Source organism: Vibrio ishigakensis (genome assembly GCF_024347675.1).
Classification (GTDB): Bacteria; Pseudomonadota; Gammaproteobacteria; order Enterobacterales; family Vibrionaceae; genus Vibrio; species Vibrio ishigakensis.
In genome coordinates this window covers 2,353,847-2,372,180 of sequence record NZ_AP024881.1, presented here as the reverse complement: position 1 = coordinate 2,372,180, position 18,334 = coordinate 2,353,847, and the positions used below count along the sequence as shown (strand labels likewise).

Here is an 18,334-nt window from a genome sequence, read left to right as displayed (position 1 = left end):
CATGCTACGTTTGTTGTACACCTTGGTTGTCGCAGTATGCATTCTCCCCATAGTGCCGGGCATGGTGGGGGTAACCGCTTCGTCTCTAAGTTTTATTCCACCTCTGGGTTTGAGCGAGGTTTCTCTCGGGGCGTTTGAGCAGGTATTTTCCTGGCATGGGGTGGAGCGCTCTATTGCCCTTAGCCTGTTTTCAGCCCTGCTGAGTAGTTATATCGCCTGTTTGTTAGCGTTTGCTGTGCTGATGTCTTGTTGGCAGAGTCGCTGGTGGCGAAGAATCGAAGTAACACTATCACCACTTCTTGCCTTGCCGCACGTAGCTTTTGCTATCGGCTTCGCCTTTCTATTTTCCCCAACAGGTCTAGGTGTTCGCGCACTGCATGCCTTGACCGGACATGACCTTACTGCAGGCAGTGGCGATCAGCATGCGCTCTTGATTCAAGACCCGTATGCACTGGGGCTAGTGGTGATGTTGGCCCTAAAAGAGGTGCCTTTCCTGCTCTTGATGAGCATTCCTATTCTGAAGCAACTAGATGTCGATAAAAGCGCTAAGGTGGCAGCCTCCCTTGGCTATAGTCCAGCACAGATGTGGTGGAAGATCTTGCTGCCACAGTGGATAGTCAAGCTGCGCTTTCCTATGTTTGCTGTGCTGGCCTACAGCGTATCTGTGGTGGATGTCGCTCTGATTGTTGGGCCAGGAAATCCGCCTACCTTTGCTGTATTGGTATGGCAATGGTTTAACGATCCAGACCTGTCTCTACTGCCAAGGGCTTCGGCCGGTGCTGTGGTGCTGTTTGCGCTGACTTGTTTGGTGCTGGGCTTTGCCCGCGTCATGGAGTATTTGATCACCAAGCAGTGTCGAGCCTGGCAGGTTTCTGGCCGCTGGGGTCTTAACCTACCCGGAAGAACCGTTATCCTAGGCCTGCTTACCTTGTGTCTGAGCATGATCCCTTTGATGTTTATATGGAGCTTTGCACAAAGGTGGCGCTTCCCGGACCTTTTACCGAGCCGCTATAGCCTGCGCTTTTGGGAGTACGAGTGGCAAGGCATCTTATCGACCATACAACAAAGCTTAAGTCTAGCTCTGGTCTCTTCAGCTATCGTTCTAGTACTTGCATTAATCGCCCACGAATATCGCATCAAACACAGATGGACCATACCGGGGATAGTGATCGCGCTGCCTATGCTTATCCCTCAGCTCTCTATGTTGTTTGGTCTGCAGGTGATCACCTTATTTGTTGAAGGTAACTATCACTGGTTGTGGGTGTGTTGGTCGCATGTGTTGTTTGCATTCCCATTTGTTTACTTGGCTCTGGATGGGCCATGGCGTAGCTACAATCCGAGAATGACGCAGGTTGCCCTGAGTTTGGGCAAATCCCCATTGCATGTCTTCTTGCACGTTAAACTGCCACAGCTGTTGTCGGCGGTATTGTTTGCTTGGGCCATAGGTATCAGTGTCAGTCTGACCCAATATTTACCAACTCTGATCCTAGGGGCGGGGCGCATCACTACCTTGACCACAGAAGCGGTTGCACTTTCTAGCGGGTTTGATCGCCGCGTAACCGCCATCTATGCACTATGGCAAGCATTGTTGCCATTGGTGTTCTTTACCCTAGCCGTACTATTGAGTCGAATTAAGCTTCGCCGTATTTCTGTAAAAGGATTTGATGCTAATGAGTCTGTATCTAAACGCCCTCAGCGTTTATAAGCGTGCCGACGCTAGGCACAAAGACCGAACTTCACTGTTCAAGAACGTGGAGATCTTGGTCGAACCCGGAGAGGTTGTTTCTCTGATGGGGCCGAGTGGGTGTGGTAAATCTACCCTACTGGATGTCATTGCAGGGCATTTGAGTGATGAATTTACCTATGACGGCGAAGTCACTCTAAATGGGGTCGATATTCACCACCTTCCTGCACACAAACGCGAGGTCGGTATCTTGTTTCAAGACGATCTTTTGTTTCCTCATCTGAACGTTTGGGAGAATCTCGCCTTTGCTCTGCCTGAATCGGTGAAGGGCGCAGAGAGAAAGAAGCAGGCCTTAGCTGCACTGCAAAATATCTCATTGCTTGAGCTGAAAGAGTCATACCCGGAGCAGATATCCGGCGGTCAAAGAGCTCGTATCGCTCTAGCGCGTATGTTGTTAGCTAAGCCTCAAGTAGCCTTGCTAGATGAACCTTTCAGCAAGCTTGATAAGGCACTTCGTGCTCAGTTTAGGGACTGGGTGTTTGAGCAGCTCAAGCAAGCCAATATTCCAGCCTTGATGGTGACCCATGATGATCAAGACATTCCGCTTGGAAGCCGAGTTCTAAATTGGCCATGGGAGAAACGTCATGCTGGATAGCTACAGTATCAAACTGATCCGCTGGCCATTAGCTCAGAGTGCCAAGCTTTTAGATAAATGTGGCGCCACCGCCAATCAAATTACCTTAACTGGATTTTTAATAGGCTGCATGGCTCTGCCTATGCTTGCCCTAGAGCAGTACACGGCGGCACTGGTGTTTATTGTCTTGAACCGGATCTTCGATGGGCTTGATGGCGCTCTGGCGAGAAGGCAGGGTATTAGCGATGCTGGTGGCTTTCTAGATATTAGTCTCGACTTTCTTTTCTACTCTTTAGTGCCGTTTGGCTTCGTTTTGGCAAACCCAGAAGCCAACGCCATTGCTGGTGCTTTCCTTATCTTTTCGTTCATTGGTACTGGAAGCAGTTTTTTAGCCTTTGCGGTAATGGCTGGAAAACGGGGTATCGATAATCCTGTATATAAGCATAAGTCCCTCTACTATATGAGTGGACTTACTGAGGGCACCGAAACCATCGCCTGTTTCGTGTTGCTATGCCTTATGCCACAACACTTTGCGCTGATTGCCTATATCTTTGGCGCCTTGTGTTGGTTTACCACCTTCACCCGGATCTACTCCGGATACCACACCTTAAAGCAGTCTGATGAGCCCTCTATTTGAGGGCTTTTTTATGCATCAAATTGCCTGAAAATCCCCTTCAGAATTACTCGATATATTTGGAATCTTATTTCTCATAATCTGAATTGGCTGTCATAGAGCAGCGATTTAGGAACAGGCACTAAGCTGCCTTTATAGAGGAGAGACCAATGTCATTGAAACGCCCACAGCCGCAATTGGCTCAGGTTGAGAGCGCAAAGTCAGCGCCAAACCTGACTCAAGTGGCGGCCGATTACGGGCACAAGAAGGTATTAAAGCCGTTTAAACAATCTCTGGTTCTGGCCATGTTCGCCGGCGCTTTTATTGCTCTAGCCTTCGTGTTTTATATCACGGTAACCACAGGAGCACAGGGACAAGGATGGGGAATGACACGCCTAGTAGGCGGTTTGGCATTCAGTCTTGGGCTTATCTTGGTGGTGGTGTGCGGCGGTGAGCTGTTCACAAGTACTGTGCTCAGCTCCATCGCTTGGGCGCAAAAACGCGTCAATACCAAGCAATTGCTAATCTGCTGGGCTCGAGTCTACGCTGGCAACTTTCTCGGTGCCATGTTGATGCTCTCCCTGATCATGATGGCCAAGATGCACCTTTTGGATCACGGCAATTGGGGACTAAACGCCCTGTATATCGCGACCCATAAGCTAGAGCATGACTGGTGGCAGGCCTTCTCTCTAGGAGTGCTATGTAACCTATTGGTTTGTCTTGGTATTTGGATGAGCTTTAGTAGCAAGGAGAGCGCGAGTAAATCCCTGTTGGTACTACTTCCTGTGGCTATGTTCGTCAGCTCCGGCTTCGAACACAGTATCGCCAACATGTTTATGGTGCCACTGGGTATTGCGGTCAAAGCGATGGCCAGTCCTGAGATGCTAAATGCAGCAATCGATGCCGGTATTCATATCGAACATCTAAATGTGGCGACCTTTATCTCGGCAAATCTAATACCCGTAACTTTGGGCAATATCTTCGGTGGTGCAGTGCTAGTGGGACTTGCATTCTGGAGTATCGAAAACCAAACCCACAACGGATTGCAGTCCGTCAACACTTATCACTATACGAACCTATCTATTTTGGAGCACAACATGCTAGAAAAACTAAAACAACTGCGCGTGGCGGATTTGGCTACCGATGATCAAATTACTTGTCATGAGAAACAAACGTGCGTTTCTGCGCTTAAGTCACTTATCGACAATAACCAGGCAGGTGCCGCCGTTCTGGATGACAGCGAGACCGTGATTGGCTTTATCTCACAGCAAGACCTATTGCGTGCACTTTGGGGCCAAGACTTTGACCTAGAAGCTGTGATGATAGTGAAAGAGTTTATGCAGAAACCTGTCTGTACGCTATCTCCAGAGCAGAGCATCTTGACGGCTCTAGAGCCAATGATTGTTGACCAAGACGTGTTGTATCCGGTGAACAGCAATGGTTTCTACATGGGCGGTGCAGCGCAATCGTTCAGTGAGCGTCTAGCTCAAGCAGCAAGCAAAATGCCAAGCTGTTATCCAGTAGTGTTCAACGGTCGCTATGTGGGGCTTCTTCAGCGCGATGCTATTGCAGCATGGATTGCTAACTTCTATCAGCCAGAGGCTGAGCAGAAAGAAGAGCTTTCTGTAGCCTAAGGCTGCAAGGCTTTGGTGGCGTAAGCCTTAAAACAACGCACAACTAAGTTTTTGGGTCACACGAGAGTAGTGCTCTTGTGTGGCTTGAAAGAACGACCTCGGGTTAATCTTCTCGCCTCAGACAACAAACATTCCCTCAACGGTGACTCACCGCTATCCGTTCTCCAGATAAACGAAATCTCACGCTGCATATTAAGCTGTGGAGTTGGCAGGATCTTTAGCTGATTGTTCTCAAGCTCTTGAACGATATCCAGATAGGGCACGCAGCCAAGGTAGCTACCATTTGCCACCATAGACTTGATTACGCGTACGCTCTCGTACTCTTTCCATACCTTGATGTTGTCGATAAGACCGTGCACAGCACCATCAAAGATACGCCTTGTACCTGCACCTGGCTCACGCAGTACCCATTTAGCCTGTTCGAGCTGTGCAAGAGTGACTTGCTTGTAGTGAGCAAAAGGGTGGTTAGGGGAGGCAATAACTACAAGATCATCATCCAGCCAGTGTTCGGTCTGAAGTCGACTATCGCTATTCTTGCCCTCAATAATACCCAGATCGCAGTCATAGTTGAGTAGTGCCTCGATGACATTCTCGGTATTCTCGACCATCAAATTAATTCGCATTTCTGGGAAATCGTTATCAATTTTACTGATAAGGCTCGGCAGTAGGTGTTTAGCTGCGGTTTGGCTGGAGCAAAGGGTTAGGTTACCGCTGATCAGATGCTGTTCATGCAGACCAAATTCTATCTGCTGCGCATGTTGCAAAAGCTTCTTTGCGCGTGGTCTAAGCCAATGTCCCCAATGACTTAGCACCAATCGGTTTCCCTGACGGTTAAAAAGAGGGCGGTCGAGTACCGACTCGAGTTGGGAGAGAGACATGCTAACCGCAGACTGGGTCATTGAGAGTTTTTTGGCCGCGGCACTCACACTCTCTTGGCTAGCAACCGCGTCAAACACGGCAATCTGCTTTAACGAATACTTAAACATAAACTCCTCCCGAAACAACGACTTGAGCGCCGATAAAACTCAGATAGGCATAAACTGAGTAAATATGGAGCTTGGAATGAGTATCAAATAATTTGATGCTCTGTGTGAATACATTCTATCACTGTGATTATTCCATAAATATAAGTTTTCAAATATGGCTTTGTGACAAGATGTAAGCGGTCTGGTGGGGGATTGGCCACAAATGGCTTATAAATTGAACGATTAAACTAATTCTTATTCATGGCTTGAAATAATTTGTTTCAGGAGTATGATTATCGTCATTCGGCGATTAACCCTGTGTCTAAACATGGCAAATTGTAAAAGTATGGCAGATGATCTCCTCACCAGTAGTGAAGATCAGCTTAAGCTTGAGGCCGATTTTGCGCGTCTATCTAAGGCATTATCGCATCCAGCTCGCGTTCGCATCTTAAAGGTGTTGATGGAGCTAGAATCTTGCGGCGGATGTCTAAACAGTGACCTAGTTGGTCAGCTTGGACTCGCGCAATCTACGGTATCTGAGCATTTGAGAATCTTAAGGGAAGCGGGCTTCATTCGTAGTGAACCTCAGCCTCCAAAGGTGTGTTACCGAGTCGAGCTCGAGACGGTGGCGCAATATAAACAAATTTTGTCCGCTTTGTACTAAGCGGCATTTTTTTAATAATATCAATCGTAATTCGACGATTAACGAAGGTGGCCTGATGAGTCAAGCACAAACCGCAGCTCCTAAAATGAGCTTTTTAGATAGATATCTAACCCTATGGATCTTCCTAGCCATGGCTGTAGGTGTAGGCATAGGTGCAATTTTTCCTGAAGTGGCTGAAATCAATGAGGCTATGTCAGTAGGCGGCACTAACATCCCGCTAGCTATCGGCCTTATCCTGATGATGTATCCACCATTAGCCAAGGTAGACTACAGCTTGCTTGGCAAGGTAACCAAAGACCGTGAAGCGATTAAGTTATCACTATTCATGAACTGGGTCGTGGGCCCTATTCTGATGTTCGTGCTGGCATTGACTTTCCTAGGTGATCATCCCGGCTACATGGTGGGGATTATCCTAATCGGTCTGGCTCGCTGTATCGCTATGGTTCTAGTTTGGAATGACATCGGTGGTGGTAACCGTGAATACGGTGCTGCCCTAGTTGCCCTTAACAGCGCTTTCCAAATTGTGACCTATAGCTTCATGGCGTGGCTATTTATCACGGTTCTACCACCAATCTTTGGCTATCAGGGAATGGTTGTAGATATCTCAATGGCTGAGATCGCACAAAGCGTGGCCATCTATCTGGGTATCCCTTTTGCTGCTGGTTTCCTTGGTCGTAAGTATCTTGTCGCTACTAAGGGCGAGGCTTGGTACAACGAGGTGTTTATCCCGCGCATCTCTCCAATGACGCTAATCGCACTATTAGGCACTATCGTACTTATGTTCAGCCTAAAGGGTGAGATGATCCTAGAGCTTCCAATGGATGTGGTACGTGTGGCAATTCCACTGACTATCTACTTCGTGGTGATGTTCTTTACTAGCTTCTATGTAGGTAAGCGCATGGGCATCGAGTATGACAAGAACGCTTCTATTGCCTACACAGCGACAGGCAATAACTTTGAACTAGCGATTGCAGTTGCTATCGCGGTGTTTGGTATCAACTCAGATCAGGCGTTTGCCGGTGTGATTGGTCCTCTTATCGAGGTGCCAGTACTGATTGCTCTGGTGAATGTGGCACTGAAGAAGAAGTACACACTTAAAGCTGCATAATATTGCTGAACAATTTATAAACAAAAAGCTCCTATCTAGGGGCTTTTTTTGTTTTTATATTTCTAAACGTAAAGAGCAATTATATTTTTATTACCAAATGAAAGGTTAAGTTAATACCTTAATACGGAACATTTAATTTTTATCTGAAAATTAAATGTGAGCTAACTCTAGTTAAATTTTAATGAACCTAGGTTTTATGGGATCTCATGCACTCTTTTTAATGCATACAGGTGATCAATATATCATTTGACGAATGAGCGCCTGTTTCACTTCCATGTCATACAATATAGTCAGTGTATACATTAGTTAATACACAGGCACAGCGATGAAAAGTCATAAGGAGATAGCCCTAGATGCTATCGAACTGGTTAAGCCGGCCATTGAAAGATTATTCGAGCGCACTAATCGCCAAGAACTGCATATTGTGGTTATGGATCCAAGAGTGAAGCCTTGGGAGCGTGATTTCGAAGAAGCAATTTTATGCGAAGCGCAACTGGGCAATCCAGAGCAGTGGACCATTCCATTCGATGAGTTTGCCCGCAAGAAAGCCGCGCAAGCATGGCGCAATTCTGGTGCCAACATCACTAACCAAACCCAACACACCGCTTCTTTGAGAGAAGAGGATCTCCTGTTCTACGGCTCATTTGTATACGGCGATGTCGTCGTGGCATGCAGTGGCGTTGAGCAATGGTATGACATGCTCATCAGCGGCTGGATTGCGGTCGCAATCGAACAGCTGTGCATGAGCGAATACCAAAACAATAAAATCTCAAACCCTACACAAACGTTCAGAAACTAAATCTAGAAAACAAAAGGTCACATCATGAGTAAATTACTTAAATCGCTACTTGTAGCCGCAGGTATCATGGTTTCAGCTACCGCAGTTGCAGCAGACTACCCAAGCAAAAACATCCGTCTTGTCGTTCCTTTTGGTGCTGGTGGTGGTACTGATGCAGTTGGTCGTACCTTGGCTAACTCAGCTAAAGATATTCTGGGTCAAAACATTGCTGTTATGAACCGTACTGGCGGCGCAGGCGCTGTAGGTATGAGCTTTGGCGCTCAGCAGCGTGCGGATGGTTACACCCTGACTGTTGTAACCCGTGAGATCGCATCTCTTCCACAAATGGGCTTGATGCAGCACGATGCAAGTGACTTCAAACTGATCCGTATGGTTAACCTTGACCCTGCAGTTGTACTGGTTTCAGCTGACAGCCCATACAACACCATCAATGACCTAATCGCAGAAGCGAAGAAGGGTGACGGTGTGGTTAAGTTCGCTTCAACGGCAGCGCCAAACTTCTATCTGATGGCGCTTGAAAAAGACCAAGGCATCAAGCTAAACGCGATTCCTTATAACGGTGCAGCAGAAGCAATCCCAGCAGTACTTGGTAAGCACACTGATGTAACCATGGTTACACCAGGTGAAGCAATCGCACAGCTACGTTCAGGCCAACTTAAGGCTCTAGGTGTTATGTCTGAAGAGCGTATCTCTTACATCCCAGATGTTCCGACTCTAAAAGAGCAGGGCATTGATGTGGTAACTGGTACATGGCGTGGTATCGGTGCTCCGAAGAACACTCCAGATGAGGTTATCGAGACTCTAGGTAAGGCGTTTGACCAAGCAATGGCAACTCCAGAATTCAAGGAGTTTATGGAAAAAGGCGCTATGACTATCCATAACATGAACGCTGAAGAGTTCACTCAGTTTGTTGACCAAGATGCTAAATCGCTTGCAACACTTATCGACTAATTAGTAAGACAAATAAAGGGAGGGGCCAAGGTCCTTCCCTTATTTAAAATAATAAATAAGGGTGAACGTTATGCTAAATCGACACGTTATATTTCCCTCTCTAATAATTGTATTTAGTGCAGTAGTACTTTTCTTGGTTGGCCAATTTGCAGAGCCGCGTTTTCAAGACGCGAGCGTGGACGCTAAATTCTTTCCAACGGCAATAGCAGTTATTCAAATCATTATTTGTGCGGCGCTTCTCATTCAGCACAAAATAAAGAAAGCTCAGTCAGAAAAAGAGCAACAAATTATTTCAAAGATAGCGGTGTTTGGAATTTCATTCCTGATCGGATACGCCTTCTTGATCACAGTAGTTGGGTACCTGTATGCGAGTTTTGTCGCCTTTAGCCTCTACCTCATCTGTTTCAAGGTGAAAAAACCGCTTTACTACGCAGTCGCTTGGTCGTTCGTGTATGGCGTGTATTACTTATTCGGTGAAGTCTTTTACATCGCACTGCCTGAAGGCATGTTTTATTAGGAGCCATTATGTTTGAACATTTATTAAATGGCTTGCTGACGGCGTTCAGCCCTGAAGTCTTACCTATTCTTATCTTTGGTGTTGTGGGCGGTATCGTGCTCGGCGCCTTGCCTGGCCTTACAGCGACCATGGGTGTAGCCATCTTGCTACCCTTTACCTTCGGTATGGAGCCAACCGCGGCTCTGGTAATGCTGATCGGTGTGTATATCGGTGGTATTTACGGCGGCTCAATTGCGGCTATCTTGCTAAAAACTCCCGGAACGCCTGCTTCTGCGGCCACGGTTCTTGATGGACATACATTGGCAGCCAAAGGGCAAGCGGCCCGTGCGCTATCTATTTCAGCGGTGGCCTCTTTCACTGGTGGCCTTATCAGTACTATTGTTCTGATTGCTATCGCGCCGCTTCTGGCAAACTTTGCCTTGCGCTTTAACGCCCCTGAGTACTTTGCTCTGGCTCTGTTTGGCTTGACCATTATTGCTAGCGTATCTTCGCAAAACATTCTTAAAGGTTTGCTAGCCGGTACTATCGGTCTTCTTATATCGACTGTGGGTCTTGACCCAATCAGCTCGGTACCACGCTTTACCTTTGGTGTAATGGACCTGTATAGCGGCATCAATGTTATCCCTGTTTTGATCGGTCTGTTTGCTCTATCTGAGGCTATCAACCAGATTGAGAAGATCCTGAAAGAGAAAAAGGCAGAAGTACCTAAGTTTGACCACAAGCTTCTGAGCAAGAAAGACCTTAAAGAGATGATGCCGACCGCGGTTAAAAGTGGCGTGATGGGTACAACCATAGGTTCGGTACCTGGCGCAGGCGCGGATATCTCAGCCTTTGTTTGCTATAACGAAGCGAAACGCTCATCTAAGAATCCCGACGAGTTCGGTAAAGGCTCGGTGCGTGGTCTAGCTGCTGCCGAGGCGGGTAACAATGGCGTTACTGGTGGTTCTCTGGTTCCACTTCTAACCCTTGGTGTTCCGGGTGACGCAGTAGCGGCTGTACTGCTTGGTGCCTTGATTGTACAGGGCCTGACGCCAGGGCCACTGCTATTTGCTCATAGCCCAGAGGTGGTTTACGGCGTATTCAGCTCTATGCTGGTGGCGAACGTAGTCATGCTACTAGTCGGTCTATTGGGGATTCGCTTCTTCTGTCGTATCATTGAGGTGCCGAAGATCCTGATGATTCCGGTTATCCTGTTCCTATCAGTAGTGGGGGCCTACGCTATCAACAACTCTATGTTTGATGTGGGTATTGCGATTGCGTTCGGCATACTGGGTTTTGTATTAGGTAAGTTGGAGATACCGTCATCGCCAATACTACTGGCTATCATCCTCGGGCCTATGGCAGAAACCAACCTGCGCAAAGCATTACTAATGTATGACAATAGCTGGTCATTCTTGTATGAAAGACCGATTGCCTTAGCCTTCGTTTTGCTTGCTATCTTCTCTGTCTATTCAACCATGAAGATGAAGAAGAAACAGAAGCTACAGGCTGCCGAAAGCCAATAGCACTAAAATCTAATGCATAAAGCCAGTGAGTGAAATCACTGGCTTTTTTGTTTCATGCGCGCAAAGGCAGGGAGCAACAAGAAACTTGCTATGAAAGATAAGATTACCCTGATGTAACGAAATGTTTGGTCGGATTGTGATGTGATTCAACATTTGTATTATTATATTAATGCATGATAGGTATCACTTGATTAAAAGAACTCGAGAGTAGGGTTCGACTAAATTTCCAGAGGAATCGACTGATGCCGAAATTGAATAAAACTTCGATGCTTGTTCTGGCTGCTCTAGCAGGTGGCCTAGCGGGTTGTTCAACAACTGCCGACAGTGGCAACGCACAAAATGTTGTTCAACACGATGCTGCTCTAGCAACGCAATACAACCTTGATGTAACTAAAGCGCCAGCTGAAAACTTTGACCTGTCTAAGTTTAAACTGAATACACCGCGCGATGATGACAAGCCAGAGCGTGCCGGCAAGGTTATGGAAATCTACAAGCCTATGTTGAATGACAAGGCGAACCCTTTCTCTGATCCTGAGTGGTTCTACACAGACCCTGTAACAGGCGCTATGGTGTTTGCATCACCAAACAAGGCGATGACTACCCCTAACTCTAAGAATGCTCGTAGTGAGCTGCGTGCAATGCTTTCTGATGATTACGGCTCAAAAGACAACAACTTTACCGTAGCTTCAACTAAAGATGCTGACCAATACGGCGCTATCGGTGGTGAGATGAGTGCAACCCTTTCTGTTGATTGGGTAAGTACCAGCGGTAACTACAAGAAGAATGGCGCGTTCGCCACTGTAATCGGTCAGATCCACGGCTCGAAAAACGAACCACTTAAGATCATGTATCGTAAGCTTCCTGAGCACAAACACGGCTCCCTATACTGGAACTACGAAACTAACGCTCTAGGTGATGACTACGGCAACCGTCGTGACATCATGCACGAGGTATTTGGTAAAGCAGGTCTGCGCAAAGGTGATGCGGACCCAGCAGACGGTATCCTACTAGGTGAAATCTTCTCTTACGACGTAAATGTTGAAGGTGACATCATGCACCTGACCTTTACTAAGAACCCAGGCAAGCCTGACCAAGAGATCAAGAAGTTTGATATCGACCTAGCTAAGGGTAACTACCAAGGCGATAAGTATGACCAAGGTTATGCTAACGACTGGATGTACTTCAAAGCGGGTACCTATAACCAATGTAACACTGGCTCAAGCGGTTGCTCGAACAATGGCATCGAAGCGGGTGACTACACCAAGGTAAGCTTCTACCAATTCAAGCTTGACCAATAAACGTTGTTTATTGGCCTCTAGAACCCGCTCAACCCTTTGAGCGGGTTCTTTTTTATCTGCACTCTACAAACGTCACTGTTTCGCACTGCCAGTGCTGTGAGTGATAAGCCTAGATGTTATTTTAATAGCTGTTTACTGACTGCTTTAGGAGTTATGTGTGGCTAAGATCTACTTCATCTGTGGCTTTATTGGTTCAGGCAAGACTACCTATTCCAAAGAATTAGCAAAATCAAAAAGTGCATTTCGTTTCTCTATGGATGAATGGATGATCCCTCTGTATGGCGAACATATGGAGCGAGAGGTATTCGATCAGAGACTTGCGACCTTGCAAGGCCTGTTCAAAGACTCTGCATTACAGCTTCTTAAGCTCAATGTCCCTGTGATCTTTGATTTTGGCTTCTGGAGCAAGGCAGAGCGAGAAAGCATCATGGACTGGGCTCATGAGGTGGGAGCTGATGCAGAGATTCACTATCTAGATGTTCCCTTTGAGGTTTGCAAACAGAGGGCCACAAATCGCAACCAAGACCTTCAAGGAAAGTCCTATGAGATGACCCCAGAGATGCTCGACATGTTCTGGTCTTGGTTTGAGATTCCTTCCTCGGGCGAGGATATCGTCCGAATCGATAATACGCCGAAGTAGATCTCGATCACTGAGTGTTTTCATAGATTTGAAAGTTATGAAACTAATGCGTACCCAAATGTATAAAAATGCATCTTGATGCGTGACAAAACTCTTGTTTCCCCATGAAACGAAACCGCTTTCACGATGAAATAATCTGTAATATCTCTCTGGTAAACCCCTATTTATAAAGGTTTGGCAAACTATCTGTTCAACACATTAGTTTCATGAATACTCGGCTCAAATCTAGATGTGAGCGGCACTAAATCTTTCACTTGTTTCATTTTTTAGAATTTTCCTATCGAGAAAACGAGCCTCGTTTTGCGAGATATCGAATATCGAATGACCTCAAAACCCGAACCAATCTAATCGATAGGGAAATAAAAAAATGAAAGCATTCAAGGTCTTACCACTAACCCTAGCAGTGGCCTCTACCCTAGGCGCTTTTGCAGCTTCAGCTGCATCAGAAGCCGATCTACAAGCACTAGAAGATCGAATCGCGACTCTCGAATCTCGCGCTGAAACTACCTACCAAAACGACCAGCAACCAGCCATCCTAACGCCTGACTTCGAAGCACCTTTAGGAATCATTTTCTCAGGTTATGCGCGCTATGGTGCACACTACAAAGCGGGTGACTCACGCTACGTAGACATTGGTACCACAGGCCGCTCTGTAGGTCGTCTAGGTAACGAATCAAACGGTGGTGAATTCCAGTTTGCTAAGGTATTTGATGCTGAAGATGGACCAAAGTGGGACCTAGTGTTGATGTTCGATCACTGGTCAAACAGTGATTGGGGTTCAGAAGGTGGCGTTAACCTGAAGAAGATGTACGCAGGTGTAACCAATGTATTTGAAAGCCAACCTGAGCTTTATATGTGGGCTGGTCGTGACTTTCATCAGCGTCCACAACAGGGCATCAATGACTACTTCTGGATGTCACACGATGGTCAAGGTGCTGGTTTCTACAACCTAAATCTAGGTGGAATCAAGCTGGATATGGGCTTCGTTGGTCAAGTGGCTGATAACGGTGGTGCATTAGGCGATGATAGCGGTCGCTATGCAGTGACTTCGAAGATCCACGGTATTGACCTAGGCATCGGTGGTCTAGAGCTATACGCGAACTACGGTTTTGCATCAGATGATGCCAATAGCACGGCTAACCCAAATGTTGATGATGAAACAGCTTGGCAAGTGGGCGCGGTAATGGGACTGGGTGACAGCAACCGTATCGTAGCCAAATACGCTGATGGCGCAGATGACTCTGTATTTGATCTAGCCGGTGACAAGCAAGTTATCTACGTGAGTTTGGAAGGTGCATACGCTGCAACTGACAACTTCATTATTGACTATCTAGGTTCGTACAAAGATATCAGTGGTGATGATGCTGTAGATGGAAATGGTCGTTCGGTTGCTAGTTCAGAGTACTCAGCAATCGTGCGTCCTCAGTATCAATGGAACAGCGTGCACTCTACTTGGCTAGAAGCGGGTTATGCATATGTTGACTATGCAAACGATGATGAAGACCAAGGTTGGAAGGTAACACTATCGCAAAACGTATCCCTTGGTGGCCTACCATGGAGTCGTCCAATGCTTCGCTTCTACGCAACCGTGGGTGACGTAGAGTCTACGCGAGCTGATGTGTCTGAAACCGTTGATACAGTTAGCTTCGGTGCAATGTTCGAGGCGTGGTGGTAAACCAAGCCAAATCCTAGAAAGTTAGCTTTAACTCCCTATTTAGGGCCTAGCTTGCCCTAATAAAGCTAGAGACAAACCCTTTTGAGCACTGCTTAGCAGTGCTCTTTTTTTTACGTCTAGAAACAAACTCACTTAGATAAATATTCACTTTCGTGACCGTGAAAGCCCTTTCATGAAACTGTTTCATGGGCTCATGAAAAACTTCCTGTTTATTCATAGTTTGAATATTTGCCAAAAAAACGCCTATTTCGATGTGATTTTACTCACATCCAACAAGGTCACTTTTACCCAAAATAGCTCTTGAAAGCGGTTTCTAGAAATTGGAGTTTTGAAGTGGCAACCATCAAAGAAGTATCAGAGCATGCAGGTGTATCACAGGCGACCGTGTCGCGAGTGATCAATGGCACCAGTCGTGTTAGCCATGACAAAAAGCTTAAGGTAGAGAAGGCTATCCAAGAGCTGGGCTATCGTCCTAATTTTATTGCACAAGCACTAGCATCAAGCCGAAGCGGTAGTATTGGCGTTGTGGTTCCTGAGCTCGGTGGTCCTTTCTATTCAAGCATCCTACACAACATCGAGAGCAAACTTCGCCAATATGGCTATCACGTTATCGTGACTGCGTGTGGCAATACAGAACGTGAGCAACAAGAGTCGGTTGAGTTCCTTCTTAGTCGTCGTGTGGATGCTCTTATCATGCATACCCAGCACCTTACCGATGACTATCTCATTAACCTTGATGAGCAAGGCGTGGTGTTTGTGCTGATTAACCGTTTCGTGCCTGAGCTAAAGCAAAGCTGCATCGAAATTGATAACGAGTACGGCGGCAAATTGGCTACCGAGCATTTGCTTAATAGCGGTCATACCCGTATTGCGTGTATAACAGGTCCTCTTGAGAAATCAGACGCGAGAGGTCGCCTACAGGGCTATCGCGCTGCCCTAGAAGAAGCAGGTATCGATTACGACGAAACCCTAGTAATCGAGGCGGGCTTTACTGAAGAAACCGGTCACAGCGCAGCTAAGAAATTGCTTCGCCGAGGCTGTGACTTTACCGCTCTGTTTGCGTGCAACGACCACATGGCATTTGGCGCTTTTGAGGTGCTGCGTGATGCCAATTATAAAATCCCTGAACAGGTTTCTCTGGTTGGGTTCGATGACATCTTGTTTGCAAGATACCTGACTCCAGCCCTCACTACGGTGAACTTTCCCATTGAACAGATGAGCATAGAAGCGGTTCAGCTCGCTATTCAAAAGCTACATAAAAACAAACTAGACGTGAATTTTAAGCTTCAACCAAACCTGATGCTGAGAAATTCCACCCATGTCTTACCACATACTCTACAAACGATTTAAGGATTGATCATGAAACTAAAAACGTTATCGCTGACAGTCGCTGCCGGCCTAGGCTTGGCAACCGCAGTTAACGCGGCGGACCAAAGCATCCGCTTTGACGGCTTTCCAGATTTCGATAGCAGCCTAAAAGTGATTCTGCCTGACTTTGAAAAAGAGACAGGTATCAAGGTTGATTACCTGATGAATAACCACGGCGACCACCACACTAAGCTAACCACTAACCTTGCAACGGGCTCAGGTGCGGGTGACGTTATCGTAGTTGACGTTGAAAAGATCGGTCCTTTTGTCGGCTCAGGCGGTCTAGTAAATCTATCTGAAAAATATGGCGCAGATAAATACGCAGAGCGCTTTGCACCATATGCTTGGGAGCAAGGTAAAGGCGCAGACGGCAGTGTTTATGGTATCCCTGTAGACCTTGGTCCTGGCGTTATGTACTACCGTACTGACATCTTCGAAAAAGCGGGCATCGATGTAGATGCTGCAACTAAAGATTGGGATTCATACATAGCGGCGGGTGAGAAGCTCAAAGAGCAAAACGTAAAACTGATTGCATCAGCGGCAGACGTTGCTCAAGCCATCATCTTTACTACTGTACCTGAGGGTGAAGGCCTGTATTTCGATATGGATGGCAACCCGGTAGTAACTTCTGAACGTTTCGTTCACGCATTTACCGTAGCGAAAGAGATCCGCGACAAGGGCCTAGATGGCCGTATCCTAGCGTGGTCGAACGAGTGGTATGAAGGCTTCCGCAACGGCACCTTTGCAACACAGCTTTCTGGCGCATGGCTACTTGGCCACTTAAACAACTGGATTGCACCAGATACAGCGGGCAAGTGGGGCGTTGATCACCTACCTGATGGCATCTATGGCAGCTGGGGCGGTTCTTTCCTTTCTATCCCTACTCAATCTAAGAACCCAGATGAAGCGTGGAAGCTAATCGAATACATGACAACTCGTCGCGACGTCCAGCTTAAACACTTTGAAACCATTGCTGCATTCCCTGCGAACGTGACTACTTACGATGACGCAATGTTTGCTGAGAAAGTAGATTTCCTTGGCGGTCAACAAGCTCGCCTACTGTTTGCTGATGTGGCTAAAAACATCAAGCCAGTAGCACCAGCTAAGGGCGACCACGTTGCTCGCGCAATCATCCTAGAAAATGCTCTGATGGAAGTGCTAGACGAAGGCAAAGACATCAAGACTGCATTGAAAGACGCAGAGCGCCTAATCAAGCGCCGTACTCGCAACCTTTAAGCTGTAATTCGGGGCGCCCTAGCGCCCCTGTATCTGACACGAGGTCATAGACAATGAACCAAGCTGCCAGCAAAGCATTAGAAAACAATGGGCGTCCCAGCCTTTTTTTAAAGCTTAACTTGAAAGCGCTTACACCATACGGCTTCTTACTGCCATTTTTGGTGATTTTTTCAGTATTTGGAATCTTTCCATTGCTGTTTTCAATCTTCCTTTCCTTCCATGAGTGGAACCCAGTGGAAGGCCTTGGTGCCATGGAATATGTGGGGTTAGAGAACTACCATCTAGCACTAACTGACCCTTGGCTTTGGCGCTCACTAAAGAACACGCTGTGGCTTGCTATCACCTCAGGTGTGGCTCAGCACCTTGTGGCTCTGCCTGTAGCTTACATCCTAGTTTCACTGGGTGGCCGCTTGCGTCACTGGCTAACATCAGCCTATTTCTTGCCGTTTATCACCTCAACGGTGGCGGCATCACTTATCTTCTTCAATATGTATTCGCCAAACTCAGGCATCATCAACCAAAGCTTGATGGCGCTGGCGGACAGCACACTATTTGGCTGGGCATTCGGTTGGGTTAACGACTATCAACCTATCCGCTGGCTAGAAGACGCAACCATGATCAAGCCATCTATCGCCATCATGGTGTTCTGGAAATATACCGGCTTCAACATAGTGCTCTACACCACGGGTCTTATGACTATCCCGAAAGAGATCCTTGAAGCAGCGCGTATGGATGGTGCAAACGCATGGCGCCGTTTCTGGAGCATCTCACTGCCTATGATTCGCCCGTTCATCTTCTTCGCGGTAACCATGACCATCATCGGCAACCTGCAGCTGTTTGAAGAACCATTTGTTCTGACCCGAGGTACCGGTGGTACTGGTCAGTCAGGCTTAACCATCTCTATGTACCTGTACAAGGTGGGTTGGGAATGGCTAGAGATGGGAACCGCTTCGGCAATCTCATGGCTACTGTTTACGCTTATCGCGGCCTGTACCGCAGTTCAATTCTTCTTCTTTGGTAAGAAAGGCTTAGGGGAGCAATAA

General features: G+C 46.9%; 17 protein-coding genes. 16 read left to right on the top strand and 1 reads right to left on the bottom strand.

Features of this window, described 5'->3' with window-relative positions:
- The first annotated feature begins 1 nt into the window (after position 1).
- From Pcarn_RS10835 to focA, 4 genes are all read left to right on the top strand, one after another.
- Positions 2–1,705 carry an ABC transporter permease gene (locus Pcarn_RS10835; protein ID WP_261833884.1) on the top strand — a complete coding sequence of 568 codons (1,704 nt, stop codon included), beginning with the start codon at positions 2–4 and terminating at the stop codon, positions 1,703–1,705.
- Positions 1,671–2,339 (top strand): ATP-binding cassette domain-containing protein, encoded by a 669-nt coding sequence (locus Pcarn_RS10830; RefSeq protein WP_261833883.1) that lies wholly within the window; start codon positions 1,671–1,673, stop codon positions 2,337–2,339. The genes Pcarn_RS10835 and Pcarn_RS10830 overlap by 35 nt, the downstream gene beginning before the upstream one ends.
- Entirely contained in the window at positions 2,329–2,955 is a 627-nt protein-coding gene (locus Pcarn_RS10825) for a CDP-alcohol phosphatidyltransferase family protein (protein WP_261833882.1), read from the top strand. The genes Pcarn_RS10830 and Pcarn_RS10825 overlap by 11 nt, the downstream gene beginning before the upstream one ends.
- Before the next feature lie 146 nt (positions 2,956–3,101).
- Positions 3,102–4,565 (top strand): formate transporter FocA, encoded by a 1,464-nt coding sequence (gene focA, locus Pcarn_RS10820; protein WP_261833881.1) that lies wholly within the window; start codon positions 3,102–3,104, stop codon positions 4,563–4,565.
- Positions 4,566–4,621: 56 nt separating this feature from the next.
- Here focA and Pcarn_RS10815 read toward each other — a convergent pair whose 3' ends face one another.
- Positions 4,622–5,551 carry a LysR substrate-binding domain-containing protein gene (locus tag Pcarn_RS10815; RefSeq protein ID WP_261833880.1) on the bottom strand — a complete coding sequence of 310 codons (930 nt, stop codon included), beginning with the start codon at positions 5,549–5,551 and terminating at the stop codon, positions 4,622–4,624.
- Between the two features lie 307 nt (positions 5,552–5,858).
- Between Pcarn_RS10815 and Pcarn_RS10810 the strand changes: the two genes are divergently transcribed.
- From Pcarn_RS10810 to Pcarn_RS10755, 12 genes are all read left to right on the top strand, one after another.
- Positions 5,859–6,194 carry an ArsR/SmtB family transcription factor gene (locus Pcarn_RS10810; RefSeq protein ID WP_390904434.1) on the top strand — a complete coding sequence of 112 codons (336 nt, stop codon included), beginning with the start codon at positions 5,859–5,861 and terminating at the stop codon, positions 6,192–6,194.
- Between the two features lie 55 nt (positions 6,195–6,249).
- The gene (gene arsB / locus Pcarn_RS10805) at positions 6,250–7,302 is read left to right on the top strand and encodes an ACR3 family arsenite efflux transporter (protein ID WP_261833878.1); all 1,053 of its coding nucleotides are present in this window, start codon (positions 6,250–6,252) and stop codon (positions 7,300–7,302) included.
- Between the two features lie 325 nt (positions 7,303–7,627).
- Positions 7,628–8,101, top strand: coding sequence for a hypothetical protein (locus Pcarn_RS10800; RefSeq protein ID WP_261833877.1), 474 nt, complete (start codon positions 7,628–7,630; stop codon positions 8,099–8,101).
- A 24-nt stretch (positions 8,102–8,125) separates the two neighbouring features.
- Positions 8,126–9,052, top strand: coding sequence for a tripartite tricarboxylate transporter substrate binding protein (locus Pcarn_RS10795; protein ID WP_261833876.1), 927 nt, complete (start codon positions 8,126–8,128; stop codon positions 9,050–9,052).
- A 70-nt stretch (positions 9,053–9,122) separates the two neighbouring features.
- Complete coding sequence (locus Pcarn_RS10790; RefSeq protein WP_261833875.1) at positions 9,123–9,569, top strand: tripartite tricarboxylate transporter TctB family protein; 447 nt, start codon at positions 9,123–9,125, stop codon at positions 9,567–9,569.
- An 8-nt stretch (positions 9,570–9,577) separates the two neighbouring features.
- Positions 9,578–11,074, top strand: coding sequence for a tripartite tricarboxylate transporter permease (locus Pcarn_RS10785; protein ID WP_261833874.1), 1,497 nt, complete (start codon positions 9,578–9,580; stop codon positions 11,072–11,074).
- Between the two features lie 242 nt (positions 11,075–11,316).
- The gene (locus Pcarn_RS10780) at positions 11,317–12,372 is read left to right on the top strand and encodes a polysaccharide lyase family 7 protein (RefSeq protein ID WP_261833873.1); all 1,056 of its coding nucleotides are present in this window, start codon (positions 11,317–11,319) and stop codon (positions 12,370–12,372) included.
- 157 nt (positions 12,373–12,529) lie between these two features.
- Positions 12,530–13,012, top strand: coding sequence for an AAA family ATPase (locus tag Pcarn_RS10775; RefSeq protein WP_261833872.1), 483 nt, complete (start codon positions 12,530–12,532; stop codon positions 13,010–13,012).
- A 367-nt stretch (positions 13,013–13,379) separates the two neighbouring features.
- A complete protein-coding gene (locus Pcarn_RS10770) occupies positions 13,380–14,687 on the top strand; it encodes a carbohydrate porin (protein ID WP_261833871.1) in 1,308 nt (435 codons plus the stop codon).
- Between the two features lie 333 nt (positions 14,688–15,020).
- Positions 15,021–16,037, top strand: a complete 1,017-nt coding sequence (locus Pcarn_RS10765; protein WP_261833870.1) for a LacI family DNA-binding transcriptional regulator — start codon at positions 15,021–15,023, stop codon at positions 16,035–16,037.
- A gap of 9 nt (positions 16,038–16,046) precedes the next feature.
- Positions 16,047–17,291, top strand: coding sequence for an ABC transporter substrate-binding protein (locus Pcarn_RS10760; RefSeq protein ID WP_261833869.1), 1,245 nt, complete (start codon positions 16,047–16,049; stop codon positions 17,289–17,291).
- 53 nt (positions 17,292–17,344) lie between these two features.
- Entirely contained in the window at positions 17,345–18,334 is a 990-nt protein-coding gene (locus Pcarn_RS10755) for a carbohydrate ABC transporter permease (protein ID WP_261833868.1), read from the top strand.

Excerpts from the sequence above, each read along its gene's own strand:
- arsB (WP_261833878.1), top strand. The coding sequence starts at position 6,250 with ATGAGTCAAGCACAAACCGCAGCTCCTAAAATGAGCTTTTTAGATAGA.
- Pcarn_RS10815 (WP_261833880.1), bottom strand. The coding sequence starts at position 5,551 with ATGTTTAAGTATTCGTTAAAGCAGATTGCCGTGTTTGACGCGGTTGCT.
- Pcarn_RS10785 (WP_261833874.1), top strand. The coding sequence starts at position 9,578 with ATGTTTGAACATTTATTAAATGGCTTGCTGACGGCGTTCAGCCCTGAA.
- Pcarn_RS10795 (WP_261833876.1), top strand. The coding sequence starts at position 8,126 with ATGAGTAAATTACTTAAATCGCTACTTGTAGCCGCAGGTATCATGGTT.
- Pcarn_RS10800 (WP_261833877.1), top strand. The coding sequence starts at position 7,628 with ATGAAAAGTCATAAGGAGATAGCCCTAGATGCTATCGAACTGGTTAAG.
- Pcarn_RS10790 (WP_261833875.1), top strand. The coding sequence starts at position 9,123 with ATGCTAAATCGACACGTTATATTTCCCTCTCTAATAATTGTATTTAGT.
- focA (WP_261833881.1), top strand. The coding sequence starts at position 3,102 with ATGTCATTGAAACGCCCACAGCCGCAATTGGCTCAGGTTGAGAGCGCA.
- Pcarn_RS10770 (WP_261833871.1), top strand. The coding sequence starts at position 13,380 with ATGAAAGCATTCAAGGTCTTACCACTAACCCTAGCAGTGGCCTCTACC.
- Pcarn_RS10835 (WP_261833884.1), top strand. The coding sequence starts at position 2 with ATGCTACGTTTGTTGTACACCTTGGTTGTCGCAGTATGCATTCTCCCC.
- Pcarn_RS10830 (WP_261833883.1), top strand. The coding sequence starts at position 1,671 with ATGAGTCTGTATCTAAACGCCCTCAGCGTTTATAAGCGTGCCGACGCT.
- Pcarn_RS10755 (WP_261833868.1), top strand. The coding sequence starts at position 17,345 with ATGAACCAAGCTGCCAGCAAAGCATTAGAAAACAATGGGCGTCCCAGC.
- Pcarn_RS10780 (WP_261833873.1), top strand. The coding sequence starts at position 11,317 with ATGCCGAAATTGAATAAAACTTCGATGCTTGTTCTGGCTGCTCTAGCA.
- Pcarn_RS10825 (WP_261833882.1), top strand. The coding sequence starts at position 2,329 with ATGCTGGATAGCTACAGTATCAAACTGATCCGCTGGCCATTAGCTCAG.
- Pcarn_RS10760 (WP_261833869.1), top strand. The coding sequence starts at position 16,047 with ATGAAACTAAAAACGTTATCGCTGACAGTCGCTGCCGGCCTAGGCTTG.
- Pcarn_RS10810 (WP_390904434.1), top strand. The coding sequence starts at position 5,859 with ATGGCAAATTGTAAAAGTATGGCAGATGATCTCCTCACCAGTAGTGAA.